Annotated in this window: 21 protein-coding genes; 18 read left to right on the plus strand and 3 right to left on the minus strand. The window is 58.0% G+C overall.

Features of this window, described 5'->3' with window-relative positions; translation table 11 throughout:
- Positions 1–120: 120 nt before the first annotated feature.
- Together WA922_RS12265 and WA922_RS12270 are read left to right on the plus strand one after the other, a co-directional pair.
- Positions 121–1,077 (plus strand): DUF808 domain-containing protein, encoded by a 957-nt coding sequence (locus tag WA922_RS12265; protein WP_424771993.1) that lies wholly within the window; start codon positions 121–123, stop codon positions 1,075–1,077.
- Positions 1,078–1,137: 60 nt separating this feature from the next.
- Positions 1,138–1,281, plus strand: a complete 144-nt coding sequence (locus tag WA922_RS12270) for a hypothetical protein (protein ID WP_424771994.1) — start codon at positions 1,138–1,140, stop codon at positions 1,279–1,281.
- Here the strand turns inward: WA922_RS12270 and WA922_RS12275 are convergent.
- Positions 1,278–2,702: a glutamate ligase domain-containing protein gene (locus tag WA922_RS12275; protein ID WP_424771995.1), complete on the minus strand. Its 1,425-nt coding sequence runs from the start codon at positions 2,700–2,702 to the stop codon at positions 1,278–1,280. The two genes, WA922_RS12270 and WA922_RS12275, sit on opposite strands and share 4 nt — an antisense overlap.
- Before the next feature lie 53 nt (positions 2,703–2,755).
- Between WA922_RS12275 and WA922_RS12280 the strand changes: the two genes are divergently transcribed.
- The 7 genes from WA922_RS12280 (at position 2,756) to WA922_RS12310 (ending at position 9,040) form a co-directional block, all read left to right on the plus strand.
- Entirely contained in the window at positions 2,756–3,580 is an 825-nt protein-coding gene (locus WA922_RS12280) for an LD-carboxypeptidase (RefSeq protein ID WP_424771996.1), read from the plus strand.
- A 52-nt stretch (positions 3,581–3,632) separates the two neighbouring features.
- Positions 3,633–4,571: an ACP S-malonyltransferase gene (gene fabD, locus WA922_RS12285; RefSeq protein WP_424771997.1), complete on the plus strand. Its 939-nt coding sequence runs from the start codon at positions 3,633–3,635 to the stop codon at positions 4,569–4,571.
- Entirely contained in the window at positions 4,568–5,137 is a 570-nt protein-coding gene (locus tag WA922_RS12290) for a hypothetical protein (protein WP_424771998.1), read from the plus strand. The genes fabD and WA922_RS12290 overlap by 4 nt, the downstream gene beginning before the upstream one ends.
- A 10-nt stretch (positions 5,138–5,147) precedes the next feature.
- The gene (fabG, locus tag WA922_RS12295) at positions 5,148–5,900 is read left to right on the plus strand and encodes a 3-oxoacyl-[acyl-carrier-protein] reductase (RefSeq protein WP_424771999.1); all 753 of its coding nucleotides are present in this window, start codon (positions 5,148–5,150) and stop codon (positions 5,898–5,900) included.
- Positions 5,901–6,065: 165 nt separating this feature from the next.
- A complete protein-coding gene (gene dnaN / locus WA922_RS12300; protein ID WP_424772000.1) occupies positions 6,066–7,205 on the plus strand; it encodes a DNA polymerase III subunit beta in 1,140 nt (379 codons plus the stop codon).
- A 7-nt stretch (positions 7,206–7,212) separates the two neighbouring features.
- Positions 7,213–7,875: a glutathione S-transferase family protein gene (locus WA922_RS12305; RefSeq protein WP_424772044.1), complete on the plus strand. Its 663-nt coding sequence runs from the start codon at positions 7,213–7,215 to the stop codon at positions 7,873–7,875.
- 79 nt (positions 7,876–7,954) lie between these two features.
- Positions 7,955–9,040 carry a DUF2855 family protein gene (locus WA922_RS12310; RefSeq protein WP_424772001.1) on the plus strand — a complete coding sequence of 362 codons (1,086 nt, stop codon included), beginning with the start codon at positions 7,955–7,957 and terminating at the stop codon, positions 9,038–9,040.
- A gap of 12 nt (positions 9,041–9,052) precedes the next feature.
- On the opposite strand, the gene WA922_RS12315 is transcribed toward WA922_RS12310, so the two are convergent.
- Positions 9,053–9,928 (minus strand): alpha/beta fold hydrolase, encoded by an 876-nt coding sequence (locus WA922_RS12315; RefSeq protein WP_424772002.1) that lies wholly within the window; start codon positions 9,926–9,928, stop codon positions 9,053–9,055.
- 51 nt (positions 9,929–9,979) lie between these two features.
- Positions 9,980–11,674 carry a PHA/PHB synthase family protein gene (locus tag WA922_RS12320; protein ID WP_424772003.1) on the minus strand — a complete coding sequence of 565 codons (1,695 nt, stop codon included), beginning with the start codon at positions 11,672–11,674 and terminating at the stop codon, positions 9,980–9,982.
- Between the two features lie 376 nt (positions 11,675–12,050).
- Between WA922_RS12320 and WA922_RS12325 the strand changes: the two genes are divergently transcribed.
- The 9 genes from WA922_RS12325 (at position 12,051) to WA922_RS12365 (ending at position 25,954) form a co-directional block, all read left to right on the plus strand.
- Complete coding sequence (locus tag WA922_RS12325; protein WP_424772004.1) at positions 12,051–14,576, plus strand: EAL domain-containing protein; 2,526 nt, start codon at positions 12,051–12,053, stop codon at positions 14,574–14,576.
- A gap of 30 nt (positions 14,577–14,606) precedes the next feature.
- Positions 14,607–16,820, plus strand: a complete 2,214-nt coding sequence (locus tag WA922_RS12330; protein ID WP_424772005.1) for an EAL domain-containing protein — start codon at positions 14,607–14,609, stop codon at positions 16,818–16,820.
- Positions 16,821–16,929: 109 nt separating this feature from the next.
- Positions 16,930–18,747: a translation elongation factor 4 gene (lepA, locus tag WA922_RS12335; RefSeq protein WP_424772006.1), complete on the plus strand. Its 1,818-nt coding sequence runs from the start codon at positions 16,930–16,932 to the stop codon at positions 18,745–18,747.
- 116 nt (positions 18,748–18,863) lie between these two features.
- Entirely contained in the window at positions 18,864–19,193 is a 330-nt protein-coding gene (locus WA922_RS12340) for a DUF6481 family protein (RefSeq protein WP_424772007.1), read from the plus strand.
- A gap of 86 nt (positions 19,194–19,279) precedes the next feature.
- Entirely contained in the window at positions 19,280–19,564 is a 285-nt protein-coding gene (locus tag WA922_RS12345; RefSeq protein WP_424772008.1) for a hypothetical protein, read from the plus strand.
- A 361-nt stretch (positions 19,565–19,925) separates the two neighbouring features.
- Positions 19,926–20,753, plus strand: a complete 828-nt coding sequence (locus tag WA922_RS12350) for an outer membrane protein assembly factor BamD (RefSeq protein WP_424772009.1) — start codon at positions 19,926–19,928, stop codon at positions 20,751–20,753.
- Positions 20,754–21,095: 342 nt separating this feature from the next.
- Positions 21,096–22,760, plus strand: coding sequence for a DNA repair protein RecN (recN, locus tag WA922_RS12355; protein WP_424772010.1), 1,665 nt, complete (start codon positions 21,096–21,098; stop codon positions 22,758–22,760).
- Complete coding sequence (ligA, locus tag WA922_RS12360) at positions 22,761–24,812, plus strand: NAD-dependent DNA ligase LigA (protein ID WP_424772011.1); 2,052 nt, start codon at positions 22,761–22,763, stop codon at positions 24,810–24,812. It begins immediately after the preceding gene.
- On the plus strand, positions 24,809–25,954 hold the full coding sequence (locus tag WA922_RS12365; RefSeq protein WP_424772012.1) for a serine hydrolase: 1,146 nt from the start codon (positions 24,809–24,811) through the stop codon (positions 25,952–25,954). Before ligA ends, WA922_RS12365 begins: the two co-directional genes overlap by 4 nt.
- Positions 25,955–26,077 lie beyond the last annotated feature (123 nt).

The following is a 26,077-nucleotide window of genomic DNA, read 5'->3' on the forward strand; positions in this document are numbered from 1 at the left end:
CGGCCCGCAAAAATGGCAAGGAAAAAGCAGATTGGCCGGCGGCGCGCTTTTACCCTCTCGCCAAAGCGGCCAACTCTGCGTACATCCGCCGCTTGATTGCGGCTTTTGCAGGAGAATTGCGTGCCCGGGGGTTTGGTTGCTTTATTGGACGACATTTCGATTATCGCCAAAACGGCGGCGGCATCGGTTGATGATATCACCGTTGCGGCCAGCCGGGCAGGGGCCAAGACCGCAGGCGTGGTGATCGACGATGCCGCAGTCACACCAAGCTATGTCACCGGTCTGTCTCCGGCGCGCGAATTGCCGATTATCTGGAGCATCACCAAAGGCAGTTTCAAGAACAAGCTGCTGATATTATTGCCCGGCGCTATTCTGCTTAGTGAATTTCTTCCCGGCGCGATCATCTTCATATTGATGCTGGGCGGGGCCTATCTCGCCTATGAGGGTGCAGAAAAAGTCATCGAAAAGCTGGGCGGGGCCAAACACGGCAAAACGCTGGATGACGAGATCGTAAATCCCGAACAGTTTGAGAAACAGCGTATTGCCGGCGCGATCCGAACCGATCTGATCCTGTCGGCTGAAATCATGGCGATCACTCTGAACGAGATTGATCTCGACACGTGGTGGGAACGCGGATTGGCGCTGGCTCTGGTGGCAATTCTGGTCACGGTCGCGGTCTATGGTGCAGTCGCGATCATCGTCAAAATGGATGATATCGGGCTCTATCTGACCAAAAAGAAATCGCAACTTGCGCGCAGTTTCGGGCGCGGTCTGGTCGCCTTTGTGCCGCATTTGCTCACCGCGCTGAGTTTTATCGGTACCATCGCGATGCTGTGGGTCGGCGGCGGCATATTGCTGCACGGCACGCATGAGCTTGGCTTCCATGCCCTGTATGATGCAACGCATGGTCTGGAATCTGCGGTCCAGTCGACCACGGGCGCATTGGGCGGTTTGCTGGGTTGGCTGACCTATGCGGCGCTGTCGGCAGTGTTGGCGCTGGTGGTGGGCGCGGTGATCGTCTTCGTTCTGCACAAGCTATTGAAAGTCGGGCATAGCGACGAGGCAGGCGCGCATTGACGGCTGAATGGTTCAGTCCCATCCTTCATAGATGCGCTATGCCATGCCAGCCGGATTGGCGTGGCAGAGTATCCAGCGCCGCGGCTGAATGATTTTCTAGACCATTTGCTGGCCCGCGATGGCTGTGTTCCGGCCATTGCGATGGACCAGCCATTGCGATGGACCAGCCATTGCGATGGAAATGCCGGGGTTTCGGTGATCTAGAGAGCTTCGAGCAAGTGGCGGGCAAATTCTGTTAGCGTATCATCGCGCGCGCCCATCACGACAATCCGGTCGCCCGGTTTGGCCATCGATGCGATCAGCTTGCCGCAATCCTCGCGCGTGGGAACGTGATCGGCCAGCCCGCCTGCCTCCTCGATCAATGTGACAATCCGCTCGCTGCCAATGCTGCGGTCCACAGTACCGCCAAAATAGACCGGATCGCACAGGATGGTAACGTCCTCAGGGCCCAGCTCGCGCGCAAACGTCTCGGCCAGTTCATGGCCCATCTGGCGCAGCGGACCGTAACCATGCGGCTGGAAAAACGCGATGACGCGGCCCGGATGGCTTTTTAGCGTGCGCAAAGTCGCTGCGCATTTTTCCGGATTGTGGCCAAAATCATCGATCACGGTAATGCCGCTATCGCTCGTGCCGATAATGTTGAACCGGCGGGCGAGCCCTTCAAAACCGGCGAGCGCCGCCACAGCTGCTGCAGTCGAAACGCCCGCCGCCACCGCGCCCGCAATCGCGGCCAGTGCGTTGGATAGATTGTGACGTCCGGGCATATGCAGCACCAGCGGATGTTCACTGCCATCATGCCGGTCGACAATCGTCGCAGCCTGGCGGATCGGGCCATCGGCAATGCTGCCGGGCACCACGCCAATCTGCGCTTTGTTTTGCTCTATGCCAAATGTGATGGCTTTCTGCGCGCGGGGCAGCAGGGCAAGGGCCTCTGCATCGTCCGCATTGATCACCGCGACGCTGCTACGTTCCAGAAAATCGCCGAACAAAACGCGCAATTCCGCCATGCTTTTATGGTCGAGGCTGACATTCAGCAGCACACCGACAGAGGGACGGTAGAGCGCGATAGAGCCATCGCTCTCATCCACTTCGCTGATGAACGGCCCCGCGCCGCCGACTATGGCGCTGGCAAAAGGCCGCTCTGCACTGACAAAGTTTTTCATCACCGCACCGTTCATTACGGTCGGATCATTGTTGGCGGCGAATACTATCCAGCCGAGCATTCCGGTTACTGTCGATTTGCCGCTGGTTCCCGCAATGCCGATACCTGCGCCCGAAGTATTGAACAGGATCGAGAGCAATTGGGCACGGGTCATCCGCAGGCAGCCGAGCGTGTTTGCGCGCATGACTTCGGGGATCGTGTCCTCTACCGCAGCCGAGGCGACAAGTATCTGATCGGCTGACACCATACCGCTGCCGTCCTGCGGAAACAGCGTGAAGCCTTGTTTTTCCAGCGCGGCAAATTTTTCCGGCGTGCGGCCCTGATCGCGGCTGCGGTCAGACCCGGCCACAGCCGCGCCGCGCCCTTTCAGGATTTGCGCAAGGGGCAACATGCCCGATCCGCCGATGCCGCAGAAAAAGAATGGCCGCGCCAAAAGCTCTTCATAAGTGGGGAATTCGCTCATGCGCGGTGCGGTATGCAGTTGTGCGCTGCCTGGCAAGCTGGCTACATGCCAGAATGAGACGAATTGCAGTTTGTGCGCCGGGAAAACGGCTGGAGCGGGAACGCGCCGATGCGGTATTGGATATCGTAGCCGGTCGGCCCGATGTGGAGCTGATTTTCCACAGGCAATGTTTTGCACGGCACGGGCATTTTGCAGGTGACGATCAGACCCGGCTGGCGGCACTGCTCGAATGCGCGAATGATCCCGATGTGGATGCCGTTTGGTTCGCGATGGGCGGTTACGGCGCCAACCGGATCGCGGCAGATGCCATCGCCGGGATGACACAGTCGGCGCGTTCCAAGCCGTTTCTAGGATATTCGGACACCGGATATCTGCTTGCGGCTCTATACCGCGCCGGTATCGGACAGGCAGTCCACGCGCCGCTGGCTGGCGATATCCGCCGTGATGGCGGGGCGGATGCGATACATCGCGTGCTCGATTGGCTGGGCGGTTCAGACAGCGGCCTGGAACCGTCTCTGGATAACCGCCCCACGGCAGCGTTTAACCTGACAACCCTGGCGATGCTGGCCGGAACCGATCTGATGCCCGATCTTGCCGGGCATGTGATCATGGTGGAGGAAGTGGCGGAGCATCTATACGCGGTCGACCGCCTGTTTTTCCACATCACGCAGCATTTGCCCGATATCGCGGGACTGCGTCTAGGCCGGATTTCCGAGATCCCTGAAAATGATCGGCCATTCGGGTCCGGGCCCGATGACATCGCCCGCTATTGGTGCAGCAGAACAGGCATTCCTTATCTGGGTCATGCCGATATCGGGCATGATCCAGGCAACAGAATTGTCCCCTTCGGACTTGCGAGACGCGCGCTCACCGCATAGGCGCGGCACGGTACAGGGCAGGCGCAGGATCCGCCGCATCGGGAGCATATGAATGAGAGCGTTTGTTTTTCCAGGACAGGGGAGCCAGAAAACCGGCATGGGGCGCGAACTGGCCGATGCCAGCGCAGCCGCCCGCGCGGTGTTTGACGAGGTGGATGATGCACTGTCGCAGAACCTGTCCACCATCATGCGCGATGGACCTGAGGAAGAACTGACACTCACAGCCAATGCGCAGCCTGCAATTATGGCCAATGCCATCGCGACTTTGCGCGTGCTGGAGCACGATTTTGGAATGTCTCTGACGGATGCGGGCGATTGTGTCGCAGGCCATTCGCTTGGTGAATATACGGCGCTTTGCGCGGTCGATGCGTTCTCTCTATCGGACACAGCGCGGTTGCTGAAACTGCGCGGCACCGCGATGCAAGCGGCCGTGCCTGTCGGCGTGGGCGCGATGTGCGCTCTGCTGGGAGCAGATGTGGACAAGGCGCTTGCGCTGGCTGCTGCTGCGGCAGAGGGCGAAGTGTGCGAACTTGCCAATGATAATGACCCGACACAGGTCGTGCTGTCGGGCCATGTCGGCGCGATCGAACGCGCTGTTGCGATGGTAAAGGATCACGGGATCAAGCGCGGCGTGCCTTTGCCTGTTTCTGCGCCGTTCCATTGTTCGCTCATGCAGCCTGCCGCGGATGTGATGGCGCAGGCTCTTGCGGACACGTCGCCCGCTGCGCCGGTATTGCCGATCTATGCCAATGTGACAGCGTCGCTCGTCAATGATCCGGCACAAGAGCGTGATCTGCTGGTCCAGCAAGTGACCGGCCGCGTGCGCTGGCGTGAAAGCGTGCTGGCCATGCGGGCGGCGGGCACCGAGCAGTTCATTGAACTGGGCGGCAAGGTCCTTGGCCCCATGATCGGGCGGATCGACAAGGACGCCCAAATCCGCAGCATTGTAACAATGGAACAGATTGAAGAATTGGCGAGGGAGCTGTCATGAGGCATGTCCTGACCCCGCTGGCACTGGCTGCGGCGATCCTGCCCGCCACCGCCCACGCAGCAGACCAACTGGACTGTGTGTCTAGTGGCTATAGCGCGCAGCAGCAGGCCGTCCTTGATGCCCATGTCGCCGCTTTTGAGATTTCTGACATGGACACACAGAAACGTCCGGTGGAGGTGATCTCCATAATTGAGCAGCGCGCGCAGCAATGCGCACGGCAGCTTGGCTGGTCTGATGCTGCATCGGACGCGGCAGGGCTGTATCACCTTGGCTCTCTCACCGCTGGTTCCATCCGGCGCAAACATCCTGAAGCTGCGGCAGTCATGGACAAGATCGATACAGATCTGTCCGATGCGGACCGCGAGCGGTTCTGGTCGATTATGACATCTGCGACGGGTGCCGGCGACACAAAGAAACAGCCGACGAGTGACGACTTTATGTTTATCGGCATGGTTATTATGCGCTTCCAGCCCGATGTCGATACGGCCCAGCAAAACACAATCGGCGCGCTGATGGGAATGGAAGCCCTGCTGCGCAATACCCAAGCAACATTCTCAGAACTATAGGAGCCTTCGCATGTTTGATCTCACTGGAAAAACCGCGCTTGTGACGGGTGCAAGCGGCGGTATCGGTTCGTCGATCGCCTATGCGCTGGCCAGGCAAGGCGCGCGGCTCGCCCTTTCGGGCTCCAATGGTGAGAAGCTGCGTATTTTTCGTGAGCAATTACATGACGAGCTTGGCGGCGATCATGTCGAGATCACGTGCAATCTGTCCGATGCGAATGACGTGGAAAAGCTGGTCCCTGCGACCATAGACACGCTGGGTTCAATGGATATTCTGGTCAATAATGCCGGTATCACGCGCGATAATCTGGCGATGCGGATGAAGGATGAGGAGTGGGATCAGGTGATGACAGTCAATCTGGAGGCCGCCTTTCGCCTGATGCGCGCCAGCGCCCGCCCGATGATGAAGGCCAAACACGGACGGATCATTTCGATCACCAGCGTAGTCGGGGCCACGGGTAATCCGGGACAAATGAATTACGCCGCTGCCAAGGCGGGTCTGGTTGGCGCGACCAAGAGCCTGGCGCAGGAATTGGCCAGCCGGGGCGTCACCGCCAATTGCATCGCGCCAGGCTTCATTCGCACCGCGATGACAGACGCCTTACCCGATGCGCAGAAAGAGGCGCTGAATGCCCGCATTCCGATGGGCCGCATGGGCGAGGGCGATGATATTGGCGCCGCTGCGGCCTATCTGGCGTCGGACGAGGCTGCTTACATTACGGGCCAGACTTTGCATGTGAATGGCGGCATGGCGATGCTGGGATAGCGTTTCGGGCCGTTGGCCCCGCTATGCAGGGTTTTATCCCCAAGCGAATACCGCCCACGGGCAAATCCGTCTTGCCCCATGAAGTGCCCGCGCTAAGGTCTGTGGGAGAAAACCGGCGCCACACGGCGATTCCGGCCCTGCAAGCGCAATGGGGAAGTACGGATTATGAAAGCCACCATCGAACGCGCCACGCTGCTGCGCTGTTTGTCCCACGTTCAATCGGTTGTGGAACGCCGCAATACGATACCGATCCTGTCCAACGTCTTGATTGAGGCGGATGCGGGCGGATCGCTGAAAGTCATGGCGACTGACCTTGATCTGCAAGTGGTCGAAAATATGGCAGCCGCCTCGGTAGGTACCGCGGGAGCGATCACCGTATCTGCGCATCTGCTGTTCGATATTGCTCGCAAATTGCCAGAGGGCAGCCAGGTCAATCTCGAAACCGCTGATAACCGCATGGCGATCAAGGCGGGCCGCAGCCGGTTCTCCCTGCCCACATTACCACGCGATGATTTTCCGATGATTGTCGAAGGCGATTTGCCGACCAGCTTTGAGATGCCGGCCAAATTGCTGGCCGAACTGATCGATCGCACGCGCTTTGCAATCTCGACCGAAGAAACGCGCTATTACCTGAACGGTATTTTCCTGCATGTCGCGGATGATGATGCAGCTGGTTCTGGATCGGTCCTGAAAGCGGCGGCAACAGATGGTCACCGGCTTGCCCGCTTCACCATCGATCAGCCCGACGGCGCGGAGGGGATGCCCGATGTCATCGTTCCGCGCAAAGCCGTGGCGGAGCTGCGCAAGCTGCTGGAGGAATCGCTGGACGGCAATGTCCAGATTGATCTGTCGGCCAGCAAAATCCGTTTCACTATGGGCGGCGAGGGCGGCGTTGTGCTGACCTCAAAGCTGATTGACGGCACTTTCCCTGATTACAGCCGCGTTATCCCGACGGGTAACGACAAACTGCTGAAAATTGATCCGAAGAGCTTTTTTGAAGGCGTGGACCGCGTTGCGACGATCGCCACCGAGAAAACCCGCGCGGTGAAAATGACTCTGGATTCTGACAAAGTCATCCTGTCGGTTACCAGCCCCGATAACGGCACAGCGACAGAAGAGGTCGCGGCGCAATATGGCTCTGACGGGTTCGATATCGGCTTCAATGCCAATTATCTCAAAGATATTCTCAGCCAGATTGACAGCGATAGTGTTGAGCTTCATTTGGCAGATGCGGGCGCGCCAACACTGATCCGCAAGAACGATAAAAGCCCGGCGATGTACGTGCTGATGCCGATGCGGGTTTAGGCACGTGATGCAGCTGGCCCCAGAGCCGGGGCCAGTGCAAACCTTTAAGCCAGTCCAAATCTTCGGTCCGGTTCAGTCGACTTACGTTCGCATAGTCGAGATTGTCTGCGAAGAGGCAGGGCTCGCGCATCAAGTTATCCCCACGCCTGCACATTCGCCGGATAATCGGCATCCCTTTGGCAACGTACCTGTTGTACATATTGACCGGCAGGAGATGTATGAAACCGTCTCCATCGCGGCCTATATCGACAATGCGCATAATGGCGGGGCGTTGCAGCCCGCCGATCCGGTGCGCCGCGCGGTGATGGACCGGTGGATCGGGGTGGGGAATTCCTATCTGTTTCCTCTGTTCGAGCGCGGATTGGTCATGCCCTATATTATGCACCGCTATGCCGGAATGGAGCTTGATAAAGGCCGCATTGCCAAGGCTTTGCCCGATATAGCGAAGACGCTTTCCTTCCTTGATCTGGAAATGCAGCGCGATGGCGCGTGGGCCAATGACGGGTTCACACTGGCCGATATATTCCTGTATTGCGTCCTGCGCGGTGTCGAACTGACGCCGGAGGGTGCGGCGGGTATTGCGCAAATGCAGGTGCTGCCGCTGTGGATGGTCCAATGCCGCCAGCGCGCATCGATTGCAGCGACCGCTTGGGAAGGCGAAGCGGTTTAACCGGCGGCCTGACTTTCGTTCTCGCCACTGACACCTTGCGGCGCTACGGTTTGGACAGATATAATTTCAGGAGAGAACAATGAGCCAAGCCGTCCCTCAAGCCGTTTATGTCGAGCGTGATACACTTGCGAAGATCGCAACCGTTGATGTGCCTGCCGCTGAGCTGCCCGAAGGCGGTTTGCGGTTAAAAGTGGAAAGCTTCGCGGTGACGACCAACAATGTGACCTATGCGGTTGCAGGTGACCGGTTTGGTTATTGGAATTTCTTCCCCGCTTCCGGCAAAGACGGCATCGTTCCGATGTGGGGCCATGCCGTTGTCGAGGCGTCCAACCATGCGGAATTCAGCGTGGGTGAGCGGGTCTATGGGTACTTGCCGATGGCCACGCATCTGGATGTGTTGCCCGGCAAGGTCAGCGCGCATGGCTTTATGGATATGGCCGAGCATCGCCAGCCGATGAGCCCGATCTATAACCAGTATAGCCGCCTTGCAGCCGACCCTGAACATAATGGCGATAAGGAGCCGGAGCGGATGATCTTTGGCCCGCTGTTCAAAACCGGTTTTCTGATCGAAAGCTTCATGCGGCGGGAACACTGGTTCGGCGCAGAGGCGGTGATCCTGACCAGCGCCTCGTCGAAAACGGCGATGGGATTGGCCAGCGTTGCCAGGGATCGCTCGCCCGATACGCGCCGCATTGGCCTCACATCAGCGGGTAATGTGAAATTTGTCGAAAATAGCGGGCTGTATGATCAGGTCGTCGCCTATGATGATGCCCTGACATTGCCGCGCGTGCCCAGCGTATCAGTGGATTTTGCGGGCAATTCCGGTTTGCTGGCCGCGCTGCACAATCACTTGGGCGATACTCTTAAATATTCCTGTCTCGTTGGCGTCACGCACATAGGTGAAGCGGGCGGAAAAGCAGCCGATATGGCTGGTCCGGAGCCGGTCCTGTTCTTCGCGCCCGATCACGCGGTCGAGGCGGTGAAGGAACTGGGCGCTGCCGGATTTGGGCAGGAAGTCGCCAGGAGCTGGGCGCAGTTCCTGACCGATGTCGGTGATACGATAGAGGTTGATACCCGCACCGGCATCGATGCGGCGCGCGATGCATTTGCAACCATGCTAAGCGGCAAGGTCGATCCGGCGCAGGGGGTGGTTATTCACCTCTGAACGGGCCCGATCCTAAGCGGCGTGTGAATATTCTGCATCATCTGGCATATCGAGGTGGCCACGAATAGCAGCGACGCTCTCATCCTTATGACTCAGCAGGAACAAATGTCCGCCGCCAGCGATAGTGACCAGTTCGCTATTTGGGATCAGCGAATTGAGCATTTTGCCGTTAATCAACGGGACGATCTGATCGTCATCGCCCATCATAATCAGGGTCGGCTTTTTCAGGAAGGGCAGCGCCGGTACACTGGTCCAGCCGAGCAACGCCAGAAGCTGATACATATAACCGCGCGGGCTGGGCGGGGTGAGGCGCGACATATGGCCGCTTTTGCTTGACGGTATGCCCTTGCTGTCTGCAACCATTTCATTGCCCAGTGCGCCGCCATACAGCGTTTCGAAATGCTTCGCCATAAATTCAGGATCGATATAGCGGCGCGGATTGGCCATTTTGGTCAGCGCCGCCAGGTTCCCCGGGACCATAATCATGCCCGCCGTGGTTGCGATCAACACCAGACGGCGCGTGCGGGCACCGTGTTGAAGCGCAAAATGTTGCGCCATCGCGCCGCCCCAGCTGATCCCCATAACATCGACGATATCGATACCGAAACGATCAAGCAATCGGGTGGCGATCCAGCACATGGTGACGGCATTATACGGGATCACCGGATCAGGCGATTGACCAATGCCGGGCATATCAAACATGATAAAGCCTCGATCATCCAGCTCTGCTGCCAATGGCGCAACCGCCTCGATATTGGCGCCAATCCCATTGAAAAACAGGATCGGCGGATGCTCGCTGACTTTATCAAAATTCCACCGGGCGACGCGCAGCGTGCGGCCGCCAACATGTTCCATAGTCACTTCGGCCGAAGCCATCGGATCAGTCAAACAAAATTCCTTAGTTAAACGGTATGCGTATACTGCGCGCGTGTTTACGGCCTATACATCTTCAGATACGTAAAGACCTGGTGCCGGATCGAGCGGCTTATATTTCGCATTACCAAGCTTTTTGGGTGCGGCTTTCTTCTCGCCAGCGCGTTTGGTTACCCACTGTGCCCATAGCGGCCACCAACTGCCGGCGACTTCTTTGGTGCCCTGCAGCCATTCATCGGCGGTCGCGGGGAGTTTGCCCGCTTTTTTCTGCGTGAAATATTTGGCTTTCGGATTGCCGGGCGGATTAAGGATCGCTTGCATATGCCCGCTTTGGCTCAGCACATAGGTGACATCTTTCGAGCCAAATAATTGCGTGGACCGGTATGTCGCTTTCCACGGCGTGATATGGTCGGTTACGCCGCCCAGAATGAACAGGTCGCTGGTCACTTTGGACAAATCGACCATGTGATCGATCATCTCAACCTCGCCCTTGCGGGTGAAAGCCAGTGTTTCGAACGCGGTCAGGAAATCACCCATCAGGCTGGCCGAAAGATTGGTCGCATCTGCGTTCCAGAACAATACGTCGAAGGCCGGCGGATCATCGCCGAGCAGATAATTGTTGATCACGTAATTCCAGATCAGATCATTCGGCCTTAGCCAGGCAAAACCGCGCGCCAGATCATCACCTTTGATCACGCCTTTCTTGGCCGCGCGCTGACGCGCGAGCTGCATGCCGTTTTCGCTGACCAGCGAACCCGCTTCAATGTCGTTCTGTTTCGGGTGCAGAACGCATACCATCAAAGTGAGCGCGCCGAGCAGATCATCCTTGTCGGCGGCCATTTTGCTGGCGAGCATGGCTGCGGTCTGTCCGCCCGAACAGCCCGCTGACACATTAACCTTTTTCGCGCCGGTAATCGCCGCAGCCGCTTCCATCGCCGTGCGGCAGGCCGCGACATAATCGGCCATATCCCAATGGCCCTGTTCCTTGGTCGGATTACGCCAGGATATGACGAATGTCTGGATGCCATTATCCACCTGCCATTTCACCACTGATTTTTCGGGCGAAAGGTCGTTGATGTACATTTTATTGATTTGTGGCGGGATGGTCAGTTGCGGTATCTCATACACTTCATCGGTTGTTGGCGCGTAATGGATGAGCTCCATAATCTCCGTGCGGAGAACGACTGCGCCCTTTGATGTCGCGACATTCTCGCCCAGCTTGAACGGACGTTTATCGACCTGGCTGACCATGCCCTTGTTGTGAACAATGTCATTATACGCGTTTTTCAACCCCTTCACGAGGCTGAGGCCGCCGCTGTCGACCAGGCGTTTTTGCGCAGTGGGGTTGCCAATCAGAGTATTCGTGGGGGCCAGGCCATCAATGATGATATTGGAAATGAAATTGGCGCGGTCACGCTCCAATTCGTCCAATTCCAGCTCGTTCAGCCAATTGCTCATGCCTTTTTGCACGGCGAGATAATATTGCGCCCCGGCGCGGAAAAACGGGTTATATTGCCACGCCGGATCACGGAAACGCTTATCCTTCGGATCCGGCGAAAGCTCAGACTTGCCGGTCATGATCTTGACCATGTCCTGACCCATTTCCTGGGCATGCTTCATCGATCGCATTGGGTCCGACGCAGTTTCCCTCAGCAGCAAGGCAATGGCGCCAACAAAGTCTTCTCTTGCCAGACCGATCATCGGCCCCAATGCAGTGGTAGATTGTGCTGCCTCGTCTTCCAGTTTGGTGCTCTCTGGCATAGTCGCTCCTGCCTTACCTTTTTGCAGTCTCATGCACCGCAGCCTGACGAATGGCAAGCCGGGGCAAAAGGTGTGTGCCGCGCGGGGAGGCAAATCTGCGCACATTAACCGTTTTTCAAAAAGATTCAGGCATGGCGGCGCAATGGGCGAACCGCGTAATACGAGCCGAGCTGCATCTGGCCAACCAGCCAGACGTGGTCGTTCGCCTGTGCAACCTGGCCAGTTTGGTGCGAAAAAGCACGCGGCGGGCCAGCCTGTAGCGAAGTCCGAAAAACCGAAAGCTGCCCCGGATCGCCGCACCGGAGATCAGCGGCGCAGCGGGGCAAACCGGCCGCCGCAGTCAGCCGAGCATTTTCAGATCAGCCAGAAATTTTTGATGCCAAGAGACTGGCGGTGGGTCGCAGCGCCAGCCATAGCAGGAATGCCGCTGGCAGCCGCTCTGGCCGCGCAAATCCCGCATTGGTCGGTTTTTATCGCGACAGCTCTGGCGATAATGGCCGCGTTTGTAGGTAACGGCCTGGCAAAGAGAGAGCGCGAGGGCCGCATCACCGGACAGCCTCTGCGTATCGGCAGCTGGATCGCCATTCTGCTGCCACTGGGCTGTTCAGGCTTCGTTTTCGGATGGTGGGCAGTGCATGGCGGTTTGGCCTGGCCGTGGGCGCTGGCCGGTCTTGTATCGGTTAACGCAATCGCAGCGACGCTTCTGAATGAACGTGTCATGCAGCAATTCGTCGGGCAGTTGACCAGTTGGGCGCCAATCGCATTTATTGACGGCCGGGCAGAAGCGTTTCTGGCATTTACCTTTGCCACGGGTATTGCCGCTCTTGTCGGTCGCCATCAGGCCAGGTCCAATCGCCTCCGCACCGAGCGATCCGAGGCGAGAGAACGTGAACGCAACCGCGCCGAAGATATTCTGCGCGATTACGAGGAAACCGGACAGGGGTGGTTTTGGGAAACCGACCGCCGCGGAATGCTGTCTTACATATCCCCGTCGATCATTGCCGTAACCGGCCGAAAGGAAACCGAGATACTCGGCCGTCCGTTCACCGATCTGTTTGATATAAAAGCTGGCGACACGGACGGGGAACGCACGCTTGCATTCCAGATGTCAGCCCGGTCTGCATTTAAGGAGCTGGGCGTTAAAGCCAATATCAGCGATGAAGATCGCTGGTGGTCGGTTAGCGGACGCCCCGCCTATGATGGCTTTCACAATTTTGTCGGGTTCCGTGGCTCGGGAACCGATCTGACAGAGAAGAAGCGCAGCGCAGAAAACGTCAATCGTTTGGCCCAATTCGATTCCCTGACCGGTCTTGCCAACCGTTTCCAGATGCAGGAGACGCTCTCCAAAATTCTGAAAGCGCCGCAGGAACGGCACCGTGAATGTAACGTGTTCCTGCTGGATCTGGACCGCTTCAAACATGTCAATGACACATTTGGACATCCTGCAGGCGACGCTTTGCTCAAACAGGTAAGCGAACGGCTGACCAGGGCTGTGGGGCAAAACGGCCGGGTTGGCCGTTTGGGCGGTGATGAATTTCAGGTCATCATCCCCGGGCGTTCGACAGTGGATGAGTTGGCCCAGTTGGCGCATGAAATTATCCACTCCTTGTCCCAGCCCTATTCCATCTCTGGACAGCGCGTGGTTATCGGCGCGTCGGTGGGTGTCGCGCGCTCGCCCGATGACGGGCTGACGAGTGATGACATAATCCGAAACGCCGATTTGGCGCTTTATGCGGCCAAAGATGGCGGGCGCGGGCGGTATCATTTCTTCTCCAAGGATCTGCATTCCGCCGCTGAAGAACGCAGCCAGCTGGAAGAGGATCTGCGCGATGCGATCGCCAATGGCGGCCTGCAATTGCATTACCAGCCAGTGGTCTATGCCGAGGATGAAGTCATTGCCGGTTTCGAGGCGTTAATCCGCTGGGAACATCCGACCAAGGGTTGGCTTTCGCCAGCCAAATTCATCCCGGTTGCCGAGGATACCGGGCTGGTGAATGCCATCGGCGAATGGGCCATCCGCGTTGCCTGTGATGATCTGGCCCGGTGGCCGGAAAATATTCGCTGTGCCGTCAACGTATCCACCGTACAGTTTGCCAATCCGCAACTGCCGTCGGTTATCACCAATGCTGTGGCCAATGCCGGTATTCATCCATCGCGGCTCGAACTGGAAATTACCGAAAGCGTTTTTCTCAACGACAATGACGGTACGCAGGCCATGTTCGCCGCTCTTAAAAACATTGGCGTCCGCCTGGCGCTTGATGATTTTGGCACCGGTTATTCATCGCTTGGTTATCTTAAGAAAGCGCCGTTCAACAAAATCAAAATTGACCAAAGCTTCGTTCGCGGGGCGACAGAGGCCGGTAGCCTGAACGGCGCGATCATTTCTTCGATTACCGGGTTGGCCCGCGATCTGGGCATGGATACCACCGCCGAAGGCGTCGAGACGCTGGACGAGCTTGACCTGGTGCGGTCGCTCGGATGCAGTCATATTCAGGGCTATATCTATGCCAAAGCGATGAATTCAGACGCGGCGACCGCACTGCTTCAAACCGGTCCGAAAATGTCTGCTGCCGGACCGCGTTCGGCCCGTGCCCACAGACATACCATGCTGCGCAAGGTTGTTTTGGAGACTGGCGGGCAATATTACAATGCGACCATTCGCAACATGTCGGTGAGCGGGGCGCTGGTGGAAGGGCTCTGGAATGTGCCCGAAGGAACCGAGTTCAATCTCGCATTGAGTGAAAAACAGATCGTTCCGATCAAGACGGTCTGGAGCGTTCAGGAAAGAATGGGCGTACGTTTCGCCATGCCGGTAAAGCTGGATGAACCGCAAAAGCCATCCGTTCTAATCCCTAAAAAAACGACACTCGCTGATACTGATGAGCCGAGGAAACGGGCATGAGTGACGTAATCCGTCTTGTGGAGTCATATCATGGCCAAGGGTAATTTTCTGTCCCGGCTGGCCAATTTCCCCGCGCCCGAACTGGGCTCGGAACCCATTAGCTCGATCGCGAAAAGCGATTCCAAGCAGCGTCTTGAATTGTTTGACAGCTTTGAAAATCTGGGGCTGGGCTGGTTTTGGGCCACGGACGCTCATGGCCGGGTGACGTATCTGTCGAACAATGCCGCCAAATCTTTGGGCAAGCCAGAGAACGAGGTTCTCGGCTCGGCTTTTGGCTCTTTATTCGTGCCGCAGGATCATGACGAGACCGACAAGACCGAACGTCCGCTGCCGTTCCTGATCAGCGCGCGTAACGCCTTTTCGGATCTTGCCGTGCGTGTGCAGCACGATCAGGCGGCCGAACACCCTGTCTGGTGGGCGATTTCCGGCAAGCCGCAATTCATCAATGACAAGACGTTTATTGGTTATCGCGGTACGGCCAAGGATATCACGCACCGCCGCCAGCGGGACCGTGATGCGTCCCGATTGGCCCAATTTGATGCCCTGACCGGCCTGTCTAACCGGCACCGCATGGAAACCAAGATGATTGCCACATTGACCGCCTATAAGGCGGCCAAGCGTAGCTGTGCCTTAATGATGCTGGATTTGGACCGGTTCAAACAGGTGAACGATACTTTGGGTCACCCTGCCGGTGACGAGCTGCTGAAACAGGTTGCGCAGCGGCTTAAGGCAATCGTTGGAGATATGGGCGAGATAGGCCGGCTTGGCGGTGATGAATTTCTGGTTATGCTGCCGGATATCGATGATCGCGGACGGTTGGGCGAGCTTGCCAACCGGCTCATTCAGATGATTTCGCAGCCCTATTCCGTCAATGGCAGCCGCGCAATCATAGGCACCTCGGTCGGTATCGCGATTGCGCCGTATGACGGGATCGAGACGGACGAGCTGGTCAGCAGTACCGATCTGGCTCTCTACGCTGCGAAAGGTGGTGGCCGCGGCCAGTTCCGCTTCTATTCAAGCGATCTCAAAGACGGGGCGCGCCGACGTAAGGAGATCGAGGAGGACCTTCGCGATGCCCTTACGCAGCAGCAGATCCAAATGCATTATCAGCCGCTGGTTCAGGCGGGCACCAACACGGTGCGCGCCTTTGAGGCGCTGATGCGGTGGAAACATCCTGAGCGCGGATGGATTCGCCCGAGCCAATTCATTCCGATCGCCGAAGAAACCAGCATCATTTCAGACCTCGGCGAGTTCGCTCTGATGCAAGCCTGCAAGGACGCTATGCTCTGGCCCAGCGCATTAAGCGTCACGGTGAATGTGTCTGCGGTGCAGTTTAATAACGAAGACTTCCCGAACATCGTCCGCAGGGCCCTGTCAGCACCTGGCCTGGTTCCAAGCCGTCTCGAACTTGAAATCACCGAGAGTGTTTTCATGGGCGACCCCTACGCCACCAAACGGACCTTTGCCGAATTGAAGGAAATCGGTGTCCGGCTGGCGCTGGATGATTTTGGCACGGGATATTCATCGCTTGGATATTTACGCGATGCTCCCTTCGACAAGATAAAAATTGACCAGAGCTTCGTTCGCGGCTCGACGGAAAATGACAATAATAACGCAGCAATCATCACTGCGATTGTCAGTCTGGCCCAGGCGTTGGGCATGGAAACCGTCGCCGAGGGCGTCGAAGCGCAGGACGAATTGGCGTTAGTCACCAGCCTGGGCGCCACTCTCGTCCAAGGCTGGATCTATGCCAAGGCCATGCCGCAGCAAGACGTTGTGAGCCGGTTGGAGCGGGGCGAACTTGAATTTGTTCCCTCCGGTCCATCAAAACACCGCGCAGACCGGCGGACAGTGTTCCGCGGCATTGGTGTCATCCATGAAGATCACCGGTATGATGCCGTGCTGCGTAACCTGTCCAAAACCGGCGCGATGATAGAGGGCATACTGGATGTGCCAATCGGGACCGATCTGGTACTGGATTTGGGGCAGGGGCAGCTGGTTATAGGAACCGTGCGCCGCAGTTCTGGCGCGACCCAGGGGCTTCAGTTTGAAACAGCTCTGGTTAGCGACGGGGCCGACGGATTGTGTACACGCCACCGGGTAAACCCGTATTCACTGGCTGCCGCTGGCATGCCGCTTGCCGCACTTCCACCGGGCAGTTACCCGCTCGTCAGTGGCGGCCACAACCAAACCGGTTCACGCCCGCAATTTATGCAGATTGACTTGAACAGCAAGGGTGACTGACGTGGTTCGCCCGGTTATTCTGAATGAGAAGCTGCTGACAGGATAATTGTCTCTCGCTAAGGGGAGGTAAAACGCTATATCGTGTTTTCCTACTCCATTGCGGCGATTTATGACTGACCTTCAGAATATACGAAACTTTTCGATTATTGCGCATATTGACCACGGCAAAAGCACGCTGGCGGACCGGCTGATCCAATTTACCGGCGGCCTGACTGACCGTGAAATGTCCGAGCAAGTGCTTGATAATATGGATATCGAGAAGGAGCGGGGCATTACCATCAAGGCGCAAACCGTGCGCCTGTCCTACACCGCGAAGGATGGTGAGACCTATCAGCTCAATCTGATGGACACGCCCGGCCATGTCGATTTCGCCTATGAAGTCAGCCGCAGCCTCGCCGCATGTGAAGGCGCTCTGCTGATTGTCGATGCGGCGCAAGGGGTTGAGGCGCAGACGCTCGCCAATGTCTATCAGTCGATCGAGCATGACCACGAGATTGTGCCCGTCATCAACAAAATCGATCTGCCCGCTGCCGAGCCGGAGCAGGTGCGCAAGGAAATCGAGGATGTGATCGGTCTCGACGCATCCGAAGCCGTCCTTGCTTCCGCAAAATCCGGTATCGGGATTGAGGAAATCCTCGAGCAGGTGGTGGCTAAAATCCCGCCGCCCAAGGGCGCGCGTGAGGCCCCGCTCAAGGCCAGCCTGGTCGATAGCTGGTACGATCCGTATCTTGGTGTGGTTATCCTCGTCCGCGTGATTGACGGCGTGATCAAGAAGGGTCTCAACGTCAAATTCATGATCGGCGAAACCGAGCATCTGGTCGACCGTGTTGGCTGTATGAGCCCGAAAATCACCCAGTTGCCAGAACTTGGCCCTGGCGAAATCGGCTTTATCACTGCGCAGATCAAGGAAGTCGAACAGGCCCGCGTGGGTGATACCATTACCACCGTGAAACAGGGCGCGACCGAGCCTTTGCCAGGCTATAAGGACGTTCAATCGGTCGTGTTCTGCGGGCTGTTCCCGGTTGATGCGGCGGATTTTGAGAAGCTGCGCGAAAGCATCGCCAAATTGCGGCTCAATGATGCGAGCTTTACTTTTGAAACTGAATCCAGTGCTGCGCTGGGTTTCGGGTTTCGTTGCGGGTTCCTCGGCCTGCTCCATCTTGAGATTATTCAGGAGCGGTTGACCCGGGAATATGACCTTGATCTGATTACCACTGCGCCGTCTGTCGTCTACCGCATGCAGCTCAATAAATCGCGGACCGACGATGCGCGCGAGCTGATGCTGCATAACCCCGCCGATTATCCCGATCCCAGCCGGATCGACATGATCGAGGAGCCGTGGATCAAGGCGGTGATCTACACCCCTGACGAATATCTCGGCTCTATCCTGAAGCTATGCCAGGACCGGCGCGGCGTGCAGAAAGACCTGACCTATGTGGGCGGCCGCGCGCAAGTGACCTATGAATTGCCGCTCAATGAAGTGGTGTTCGATTTCTACGACCGGCTCAAAAGCATCTCGCGCGGCTATGCCAGTTTTGATTACGAACAAATCGGTTTGCGTGAAGGCGATCTGGTGAAAATGAGCATTCTGGTGAATAATGAACCGGTCGATGCGCTTAGCATGATTGTCCATCGCGGCGTGGCCGAGGCGCGCGGCCGCCATATTTGCGAACGGATGAAAGACCTGATCCCGCGCCACCTGTTCAAAATCCCTGTTCAAGCGGCCATTGGCGGCAAAGTCATTGCCCGCGAAACCATCGCCGCAATGCGCAAAGATGTGACTGCCAAATGCTATGGCGGAGACATCAGCCGGAAAAAGAAACTGCTGGAAAAGCAGAAGAAGGGTAAAGCCAAAATGCGCGAATACGGCAATGTCAGTATCCCGCAGGAAGCCTTCATCGCCGCCCTTCGCATGGGCGATGAGTAGCATCCCCGCGCCCACCGCAAGTTCCACGCCGAAGCTGCTTCCCACCACCCCCCTAAAGCTGTTCCCCCAAGCTACTACCCCAGACCGACAACCCATAACAGAGAGTACGATCAACGATGGCTGGCTATAATGAACCCACCTTTCAGGAGCGACAAGCGCGCGCAGAGAAAGCCCGCGCCAAGGCGCTAGCGAAACTCGCCGCCCGCGCGAAAACGCCGGTTGACGAGGCGGAGCTGGCCCGGCGCAAGGCGGCAGGGGAAGCCCGCAAAGCCGCCGCCGCCGAAAAAAGCGCCGCCCGCAAAGCCGCCATCGCCGAAGCCAAAGCAGCCAAGGCTGCAAAAAAGGCGGAAGAAAAAGCCGCTGCCGAGGTCGCCGTACCAACCGAAGCCGAAAAGAAAGCTGCGCGGGATGCGAAATACGCGGCGCGGAAGAAGCGGAAGAAGTGATTTTGGGGTGGGTGGTGGTATTGGTTGTAAGAGGCTAGGCTCAGGACCTATCAAAGGGATTCACTATTCCGCTTGGATCTGATTCCATGGCGGCGCTGATGATCGGCGCCTTTCCCAAGGTCAAGGCCTTGCTCGGTGACAAAAGGTATGATGCTGACTGGTTTCGGGAAGCACTGGCTGACCGGAACATCGACGCCTGCATCCCGTCAAAGGCCAATCGTAAAGTCCACATCCCGCACGATAAGGCGCTCTATCGCCAGCGGCACAAGATTGAGAACATGTTCGGCAGATTAAAGCACTGGCGCCGCATCCACACCGTCATGTCCGCCATCTGTATCGCTGCCACCGTAATCTTGTGGCTCGATCAATGAGTCCTGAGCCTAGGTGGAGGATCGCGAATCGGTCCATTCCAAGCCATTTTTGACCGGCCAGTTTCTCCTCTTTCCTACTCCCGCCACACCAGGCTAAACCGCTTGGATGCAACCGCTCGTTCCCTCTCTAACGCTTTGCTATTGCGCTATTTTTCGTCCGAACGCCGCCTCCGTTAGTTTTGCCTTTTGTACTGTGTCCCATGTGTCCCTTTCCTACAGCCTTACGGCAGTATTCTTCGCTCGCTTCAAGTCCCGATTCTGCCTCTGCTTGTGGCTCCGAAATTCTGCTGTTTTGCGAACTTGCGGGATAAGGGTGCAACCTTCACTTGGCGTTCAGCATATGGGCGGGTATAGCGGGCCCATGACCAACGCTTCACGTCGTCCGCGCCTGTCTTCCGGGCTGTTTTCTAAACCCGCCATTGCGGCATCTGCTTTATGTACGGGGGTTTTGTTCCTGGCCGGGTGTGCAACGGGTGGCGGCGGCACCGATGATACCGCCTATATCGCGCGCGATGTGGAAACTTTGTACGGTTCGGCAAAGAGCCTGCTTGATAAGGGAAATGCCCCGGTGGCGGCGGCTTTGTTTGATGAGGTGGAGCGTCAGCATCCGTATTCGCCGTGGGCGCGCCGCGCGCAATTGATGAGCAGTTTCAGCTATTATGTGGCGCGCGATTACAACAAGGCCATCGCCAGTTCGCAGCGTTTCCTGTCAATCCACCCGGGCAATAAAGACGCGCCTTACGCGTATTATCTGATCGCGCTTAGTTATTATGAGCAGATCAGCGATGTCACCCGTGACCAGAAAATTACCGAGCAGGCGCGTATTGCACTGACTGAGGTGACACGCCGTTTTCCGACGACCGAATATGCCTCCGATGCGCGGCTCAAGCTTGACCTGGTCAATGATCATCTGGCGGGCAAGGAAATGGAAATCGGGCGGCATTATCAGCGGTCCGGCCGGTGGTTGGCGGCGCAAATCCGCTTCCAGAACGTGATTGATGACTATCAGACGACCAGCCACGCGCCCGAAGCACTGTACCGGCTCACCGAAAGCAGCCTGGCGCTGGGTGTCCCTCAGGAAGCCATGAAATATGCGGCGGTACTGGGCAGCAATTATCCCGGCAGCGACTGGTATGAAAAGGCCTATGATCTGATTGGCGACAAGGCCCCGGCTGTTACTGCGAGCTGACCCGGCTGGACGCCTTTCGGGGGCGGGACAGGGCAGCCAATCTGCGGGATGAATTGGGCGCGGCCATGTGGCCAGTCACGCATATGGTCAGTCACGCATCTGGCCAGTCACGCATCTGACCAGTCACGTATGCCAAATCATAAAGCGGCTTGGCGCGCCCGGGATATCGCAAGCGTTTGCTGGAGAGGCGGTTTCATCGGGGGGTGGCCGCGACCTGGCACGAATGATCAATCTGGTCTCCCGCGCCGCAGAGCTGGCGGATATCCGGGCGCCAAAGAATTGTTCGCAAATATCTGCGCCACCGTGACGCGGGGCTGTGCATGGGCTAGTGAGTCGCGCGTTATGCTTACGCAGCTTGCCATTCGTAATATCGTTCTGATCGAGGCGCTTGACCTGCATTTCGCCGGCGGGCTGGGGGTGCTGACGGGGGAAACGGGCGCGGGCAAGTCGATCCTGCTTGATGCGGTCGGGCTGGTATTGGGCAACCGCGCCGATATGGGCCTGATCCGCGCGGGTGCCGATCAAGCGAGCGCGACCGCCACATTTGAATTCGGCATATTGCCCAAAGCGATCCAGACCATATTGGATGATGCCGAAATTGACGTGGAGCCGGGCGAACCGCTGATCGTCAGGCGGCGGCTGAAAGCAGATGGCGGGTCCAAGGCATTTGTGAATGACCAGCCTGTTGGTGTCGCTCTGCTGCGCGAAATGGCGGGCTTTCTGGTCGAGCTTCACGGCCAGCACGATGATCGCGGACTGGTCAATCCGCGCGGGCACATGCGGTTGCTGGATCGCTATGCTGGCAGCAATGTCGATGCCGTATCTGCTGCTTGGGCGGCTTGGCGCGGGGCGGAAGCGAAACTGGCCGAGGCGAAGGCGAGTATTGATCAGGCGAAGGAGGATGAAGATCTGCTGATCGCGCATCTTGCGGAACTGACAGAATTGCGCCCTATCGCGGGCGAGGAAGCGCAACTGGCGGGACTGCGGTCTGACATGCAAAAGGGCGAGCGGCTGCAAGGCGAATTGGAAGAGTTGCGCAAAATCTGGGATGGATCAAAATCGCCACTCGCATTGCTACGCAGTGCGGCGCGTAAGCTGGACCGGATTGCGCAGGAGCACCCGTTGCTGTCCGACGCGCTGGCTTCGCTCGACCGCGCGGTGGTTGAGGCGGGCGAGGCGGAGGATAAGCTGACCGCTGCGGGGCATTCTTTAATCCACGATCCGGTGGCGCTGGACGAGGCCGAAACCCGGCTGTTTGAACTGCGCGCAGCGGCCCGAAAACACCGCTGCGATGTAGAGGCGTTGCCCGCGCTGATGCGGGAGATGCGCGCGCAACTGGATGCGATCGAAAGCGGTGAGGCAGGGGTGGGCGCGCTAGAGAAAGCCGCAAGAGCTGCGGGTGAAACCTATTTGGCGGCGGCGCGAAACTTGCACGAGAAGCGAGCCAATGCGGCGCTGAAACTGGATAAGGCGGTGGCGGCTGAGCTGGCTCCGCTCAAGCTGGACGCGGCAAAATTCCAGACTGCGGTTGAGGCTTTGCCCGAAGATCGCTGGGGCGCGGCCGGGATGGACAGTGTTGAGTTTCTGATTTCGACCAATCCGGGTGCGCCCTTTGCGCCGCTCAATAAAATCGCATCGGGCGGCGAGCTGTCACGCTTTATCCTCGCGCTGAAAGTGGCTCTGGCGGAGAAAGGCGGCGCGGCAACGGTTATCTTCGACGAAATTGATCGCGGCGTCGGCGGGGCTGTGGCCTCTGCGATTGGTGACCGGCTGGCACGGCTGGCAAGCGGCGGGCAATTGCTCGCTGTAACGCACAGCCCGCAAGTGGCCGCACGTGGCGGCGAGCATTATATGATCGCCAAGTCGAGCGAGGGTACCGTGACGCGCACATCGGTCGGCCTGCTCGATGCCGATGCCCGCCAAGAAGAAATCGCCCGGATGCTGTCTGGCGCGGAAGTAACGCCGGAGGCTAGGGCGCAGGCAGTGCGGTTGCTGGAAGGGGTGTAGATGGTCTCCGAACCCGACGCCGCAAACGAACTCATGCGCCTTGCCAGGCAGATTGCGAGGCATGATGCGCTGTATCATGCCAAGGATGCGCCGGAGATATCGGATCAGGAATATGATGCGCTGATCCGCCGCAACCGGGAGCTGGAGGAGGCGTTTCCGCATCTGGTGCGGCCTGACAGCCCCAGCCAGAAAGTTGGCCATGCGGTCGCGGCGTCTCCGCTGAGCAAAGTGACGCATGAGGTTCGCATGATGAGCCTCGACAATGCGTTCAATAACGAGGAAGTAGCGGAGTTTGTCGCGCGTATTCGCCGCTATCTCAACCTGGCCGAAGATGAGCCAATTGCTTTTACCGCAGAGGATAAGATCGACGGCCTGTCCTGCTCGCTTCGTTATGAAAGTGGCACGCTGGTTCGCGCGGCCACACGCGGGGATGGACAGGTGGGTGAAGATGTAACGCCGAATGTCACCCACATCCCGGATATCCCGCAGCAACTGCCCGGCAGTGCGCCAGAAATCTTCGAAATTCGCGGCGAAGTTTACATGTCCCGCGCTGATTTTGCTGCACTCAATGCTGCGCAGCAAAAGGTGGATGCGAAACTATTTGCCAACCCGCGCAATGCCGCCGCGGGATCGCTGCGTCAGAAGGATGCGAGCATCACGGCCAAGCGCCCGCTAGAATTCTGGGCGCATGGCTGGGGGGATGTATCCGCCCTGCCGGGCGCAACGCAGACCGAAATCGTACATCAGCTGCAGGCGTGGGGCATCCCTGTGTCTCCGCTGTTCAAACGCTGCGAAACTCTGGCGGAAATGCTGGCCCATTATGAACAGATCAATGCCGTACGGCCTGATCTGCCATATGAGATAGACGGCGTAGTGTTCAAGGTGGACCGGCTCGACTGGCAGAAACGCCTTGGCTTTGTAACCAAGTTTCCGCGCTGGGCCATTGCGCGCAAATTCCCGGCGGAACAGGCGGAAACGACGCTGGAAAGCATTGATATTCAGGTGGGCCGCACAGGCAAGCTGACCCCGGTTGGCAGGCTTGCGCCAGTATTGGTGGGCGGCGTTACTGTCACCAATGTCACGCTGCACAACCGTGATGAAATTGGCAGGCTGGGCGTGCGGCCGGGTGACCGCGTGCAGGTACAGCGCGCCGGTGATGTGATCCCGCAAGTGGTCAAAAACCTGACTCCCGATGTCATGCGCGATCCCTACCATTTCCCCGAACGCTGCCCTGAATGCGATAGCGAGGCCGTTGCGCAGGAGGGCGAGGTGGATGTACGCTGTACCGGCGGCTTGATCTGTCCAGCCCAGCGTACCGAGCGGCTCAAGCATTTCGTCAGCCGGGGCGCTCTTGATATTGATGGACTTGGTGAGAAAACGATCGACCAGTTTTTCGCCCTAGGCTGGCTCGAGAGTCCGGCAGATATTTTCCGGCTGCATGGCCGGAAAGCGGACATAATGGCGCTTGAGGGTTGGCAGGAAAAATCGGTCGACAAGCTGATCGAATCTATCGAAACCAAGCGTCAACCCGATGCTGCGCGGTTGCTGTTCGGTTTGGGTATTCGGCATGTCGGTGCCGTCACCGCACGTGATCTGCTGAAAGCGTTTCATACTCTGCCCGATATCCGCACCGCCGCCGAAGCAGCGCGTGAAACCGCAGTTAGCAGCGAATCCGAAATCACTGCGATTGACGGGATCGGCAGCGCCGTTGCCGAGGCGCTGGGGGATTTCTTTCACGAAGAGCATAATGTCGCCGTGTGGGACGATTTGCTCCGCGAAGTCAGTCCGCCGCGTTACGAGGTTGAAACACTCGACAGCCCGGTTGCGGGCAAAGTGGTGGTGTTCACGGGCAAGCTCGAAACGATGAGCCGGGATGAGGCGAAAGCGCAGGCTGAACGGCTCGGCGCGAAGACATCGGGTTCGGTCAGCGCAAAAACCGATATGCTGGTTGCGGGGCCCGGCGCTGGAAGCAAGCTGAAAAAAGCCGCCGATCTGGGTATTAAAACTATCGATGAAGCGGGCTGGGCAGAGATCGTAAAGGCGGCCGGGTGACGCTGCGTCGGGCGTTTTTCGCGGCGGCATGCGTATTGCTCTCCGCCTGCGATAGTGATGATCAAGATGAGGCGGCGCAGCGCCAACCACAAAACGCCGCTATTGCAGAACCTGTTGCCGAAGAAACACTGCCTGCGGAACAGCGCGTGCTGCAAGAAACGCTGATCGCCGAAGCCAATGCGTTTGACGGGTCACTCGGCGTTGCAGTTTACGATATAGAGCGCGACCGCTTGATCCATGTCAATGGCGAACAGATGTTTCCGCAGCAGAGTCTTAGCAAATTATGGGTGGCGCTTGCTGCGTTGCAAAGGGTTGATAGCGCCGAACTGCGATTGCGTGAGCGGGTTTCAGTATTGCGCAGTGATCTCACCGTGTTCCACCAGCCGATCCGCAAAATCATGCTAGCACGCGGATCGTACCACACGGATTATGCTGATCTGCTGCGGCGGGCGATCACCGAAAGCGACAACACCGCAAATGACATGCTGCTGAAACGTGTCGGGGGGCCGCCGGGGGTACGCAACACTTTGTCACATGCGGGGTTGGACGGGATCAGATTTGGGCCCGGTGAGCGCGAGATGCAAAGCACACTCGCCGCGCTGGAGTGGGACCCGTCAATGTCCATCGGCAAACGGTTTTTTGATATGCGCAAGGCAGTACCCGCCGCACAGCGCAGGGCGGCATTTGATAGTTATGTAGCGAACCCTGTCGATGGCGCGCGGCCTGCGGCCATAGAGGAGGCGCTCGGCAGGCTGGCCAAAGGCGAACTGTTACAGCCCGATACCACATCAATCATGCTCGGGTTGCTTGACGATGTGAAAAGCGGTCCAAACAGGCTGAAAGGCGGCGTGCCTGCGGGCTGGTCGATTGGCCATAAAACTGGCACCGGACAGGTTCTCGACACGGTTCCGCCGGGGGTTATCGGCGAGCAGACAGGCTATAATGATGCCGGTATTCTAACCGCTCCGGACGGGCGCCGCTACGCAGTGGCTGTCTTGATCGGCCGTACCGCAACGCCCATTTCGGTTCGAATGGAATTCATGCACCGGATTGTCGCCGCGATTGTTGCCTATCACTATCAGGCTAACGGGCAGGTAGGTCCGCCAAATATGCGTCACATCATACATCAAAACGCGCGGTAATGATCGACCAGACACCGGCAGGAAGGCAGCGCCGATATGGCAAATCATCCACAATTGGGGCGGGCATTGCGCGGGCAGTCCACGCGGTTGCGCTTGCCGGATAGTGGCCGGTTCCCCGGAACG

It is taken from the genome of Pontixanthobacter sp. (genome assembly GCF_049682855.1).
In the GTDB taxonomy this organism is placed as follows: Bacteria; Pseudomonadota; Alphaproteobacteria; order Sphingomonadales; family Sphingomonadaceae; genus Pontixanthobacter.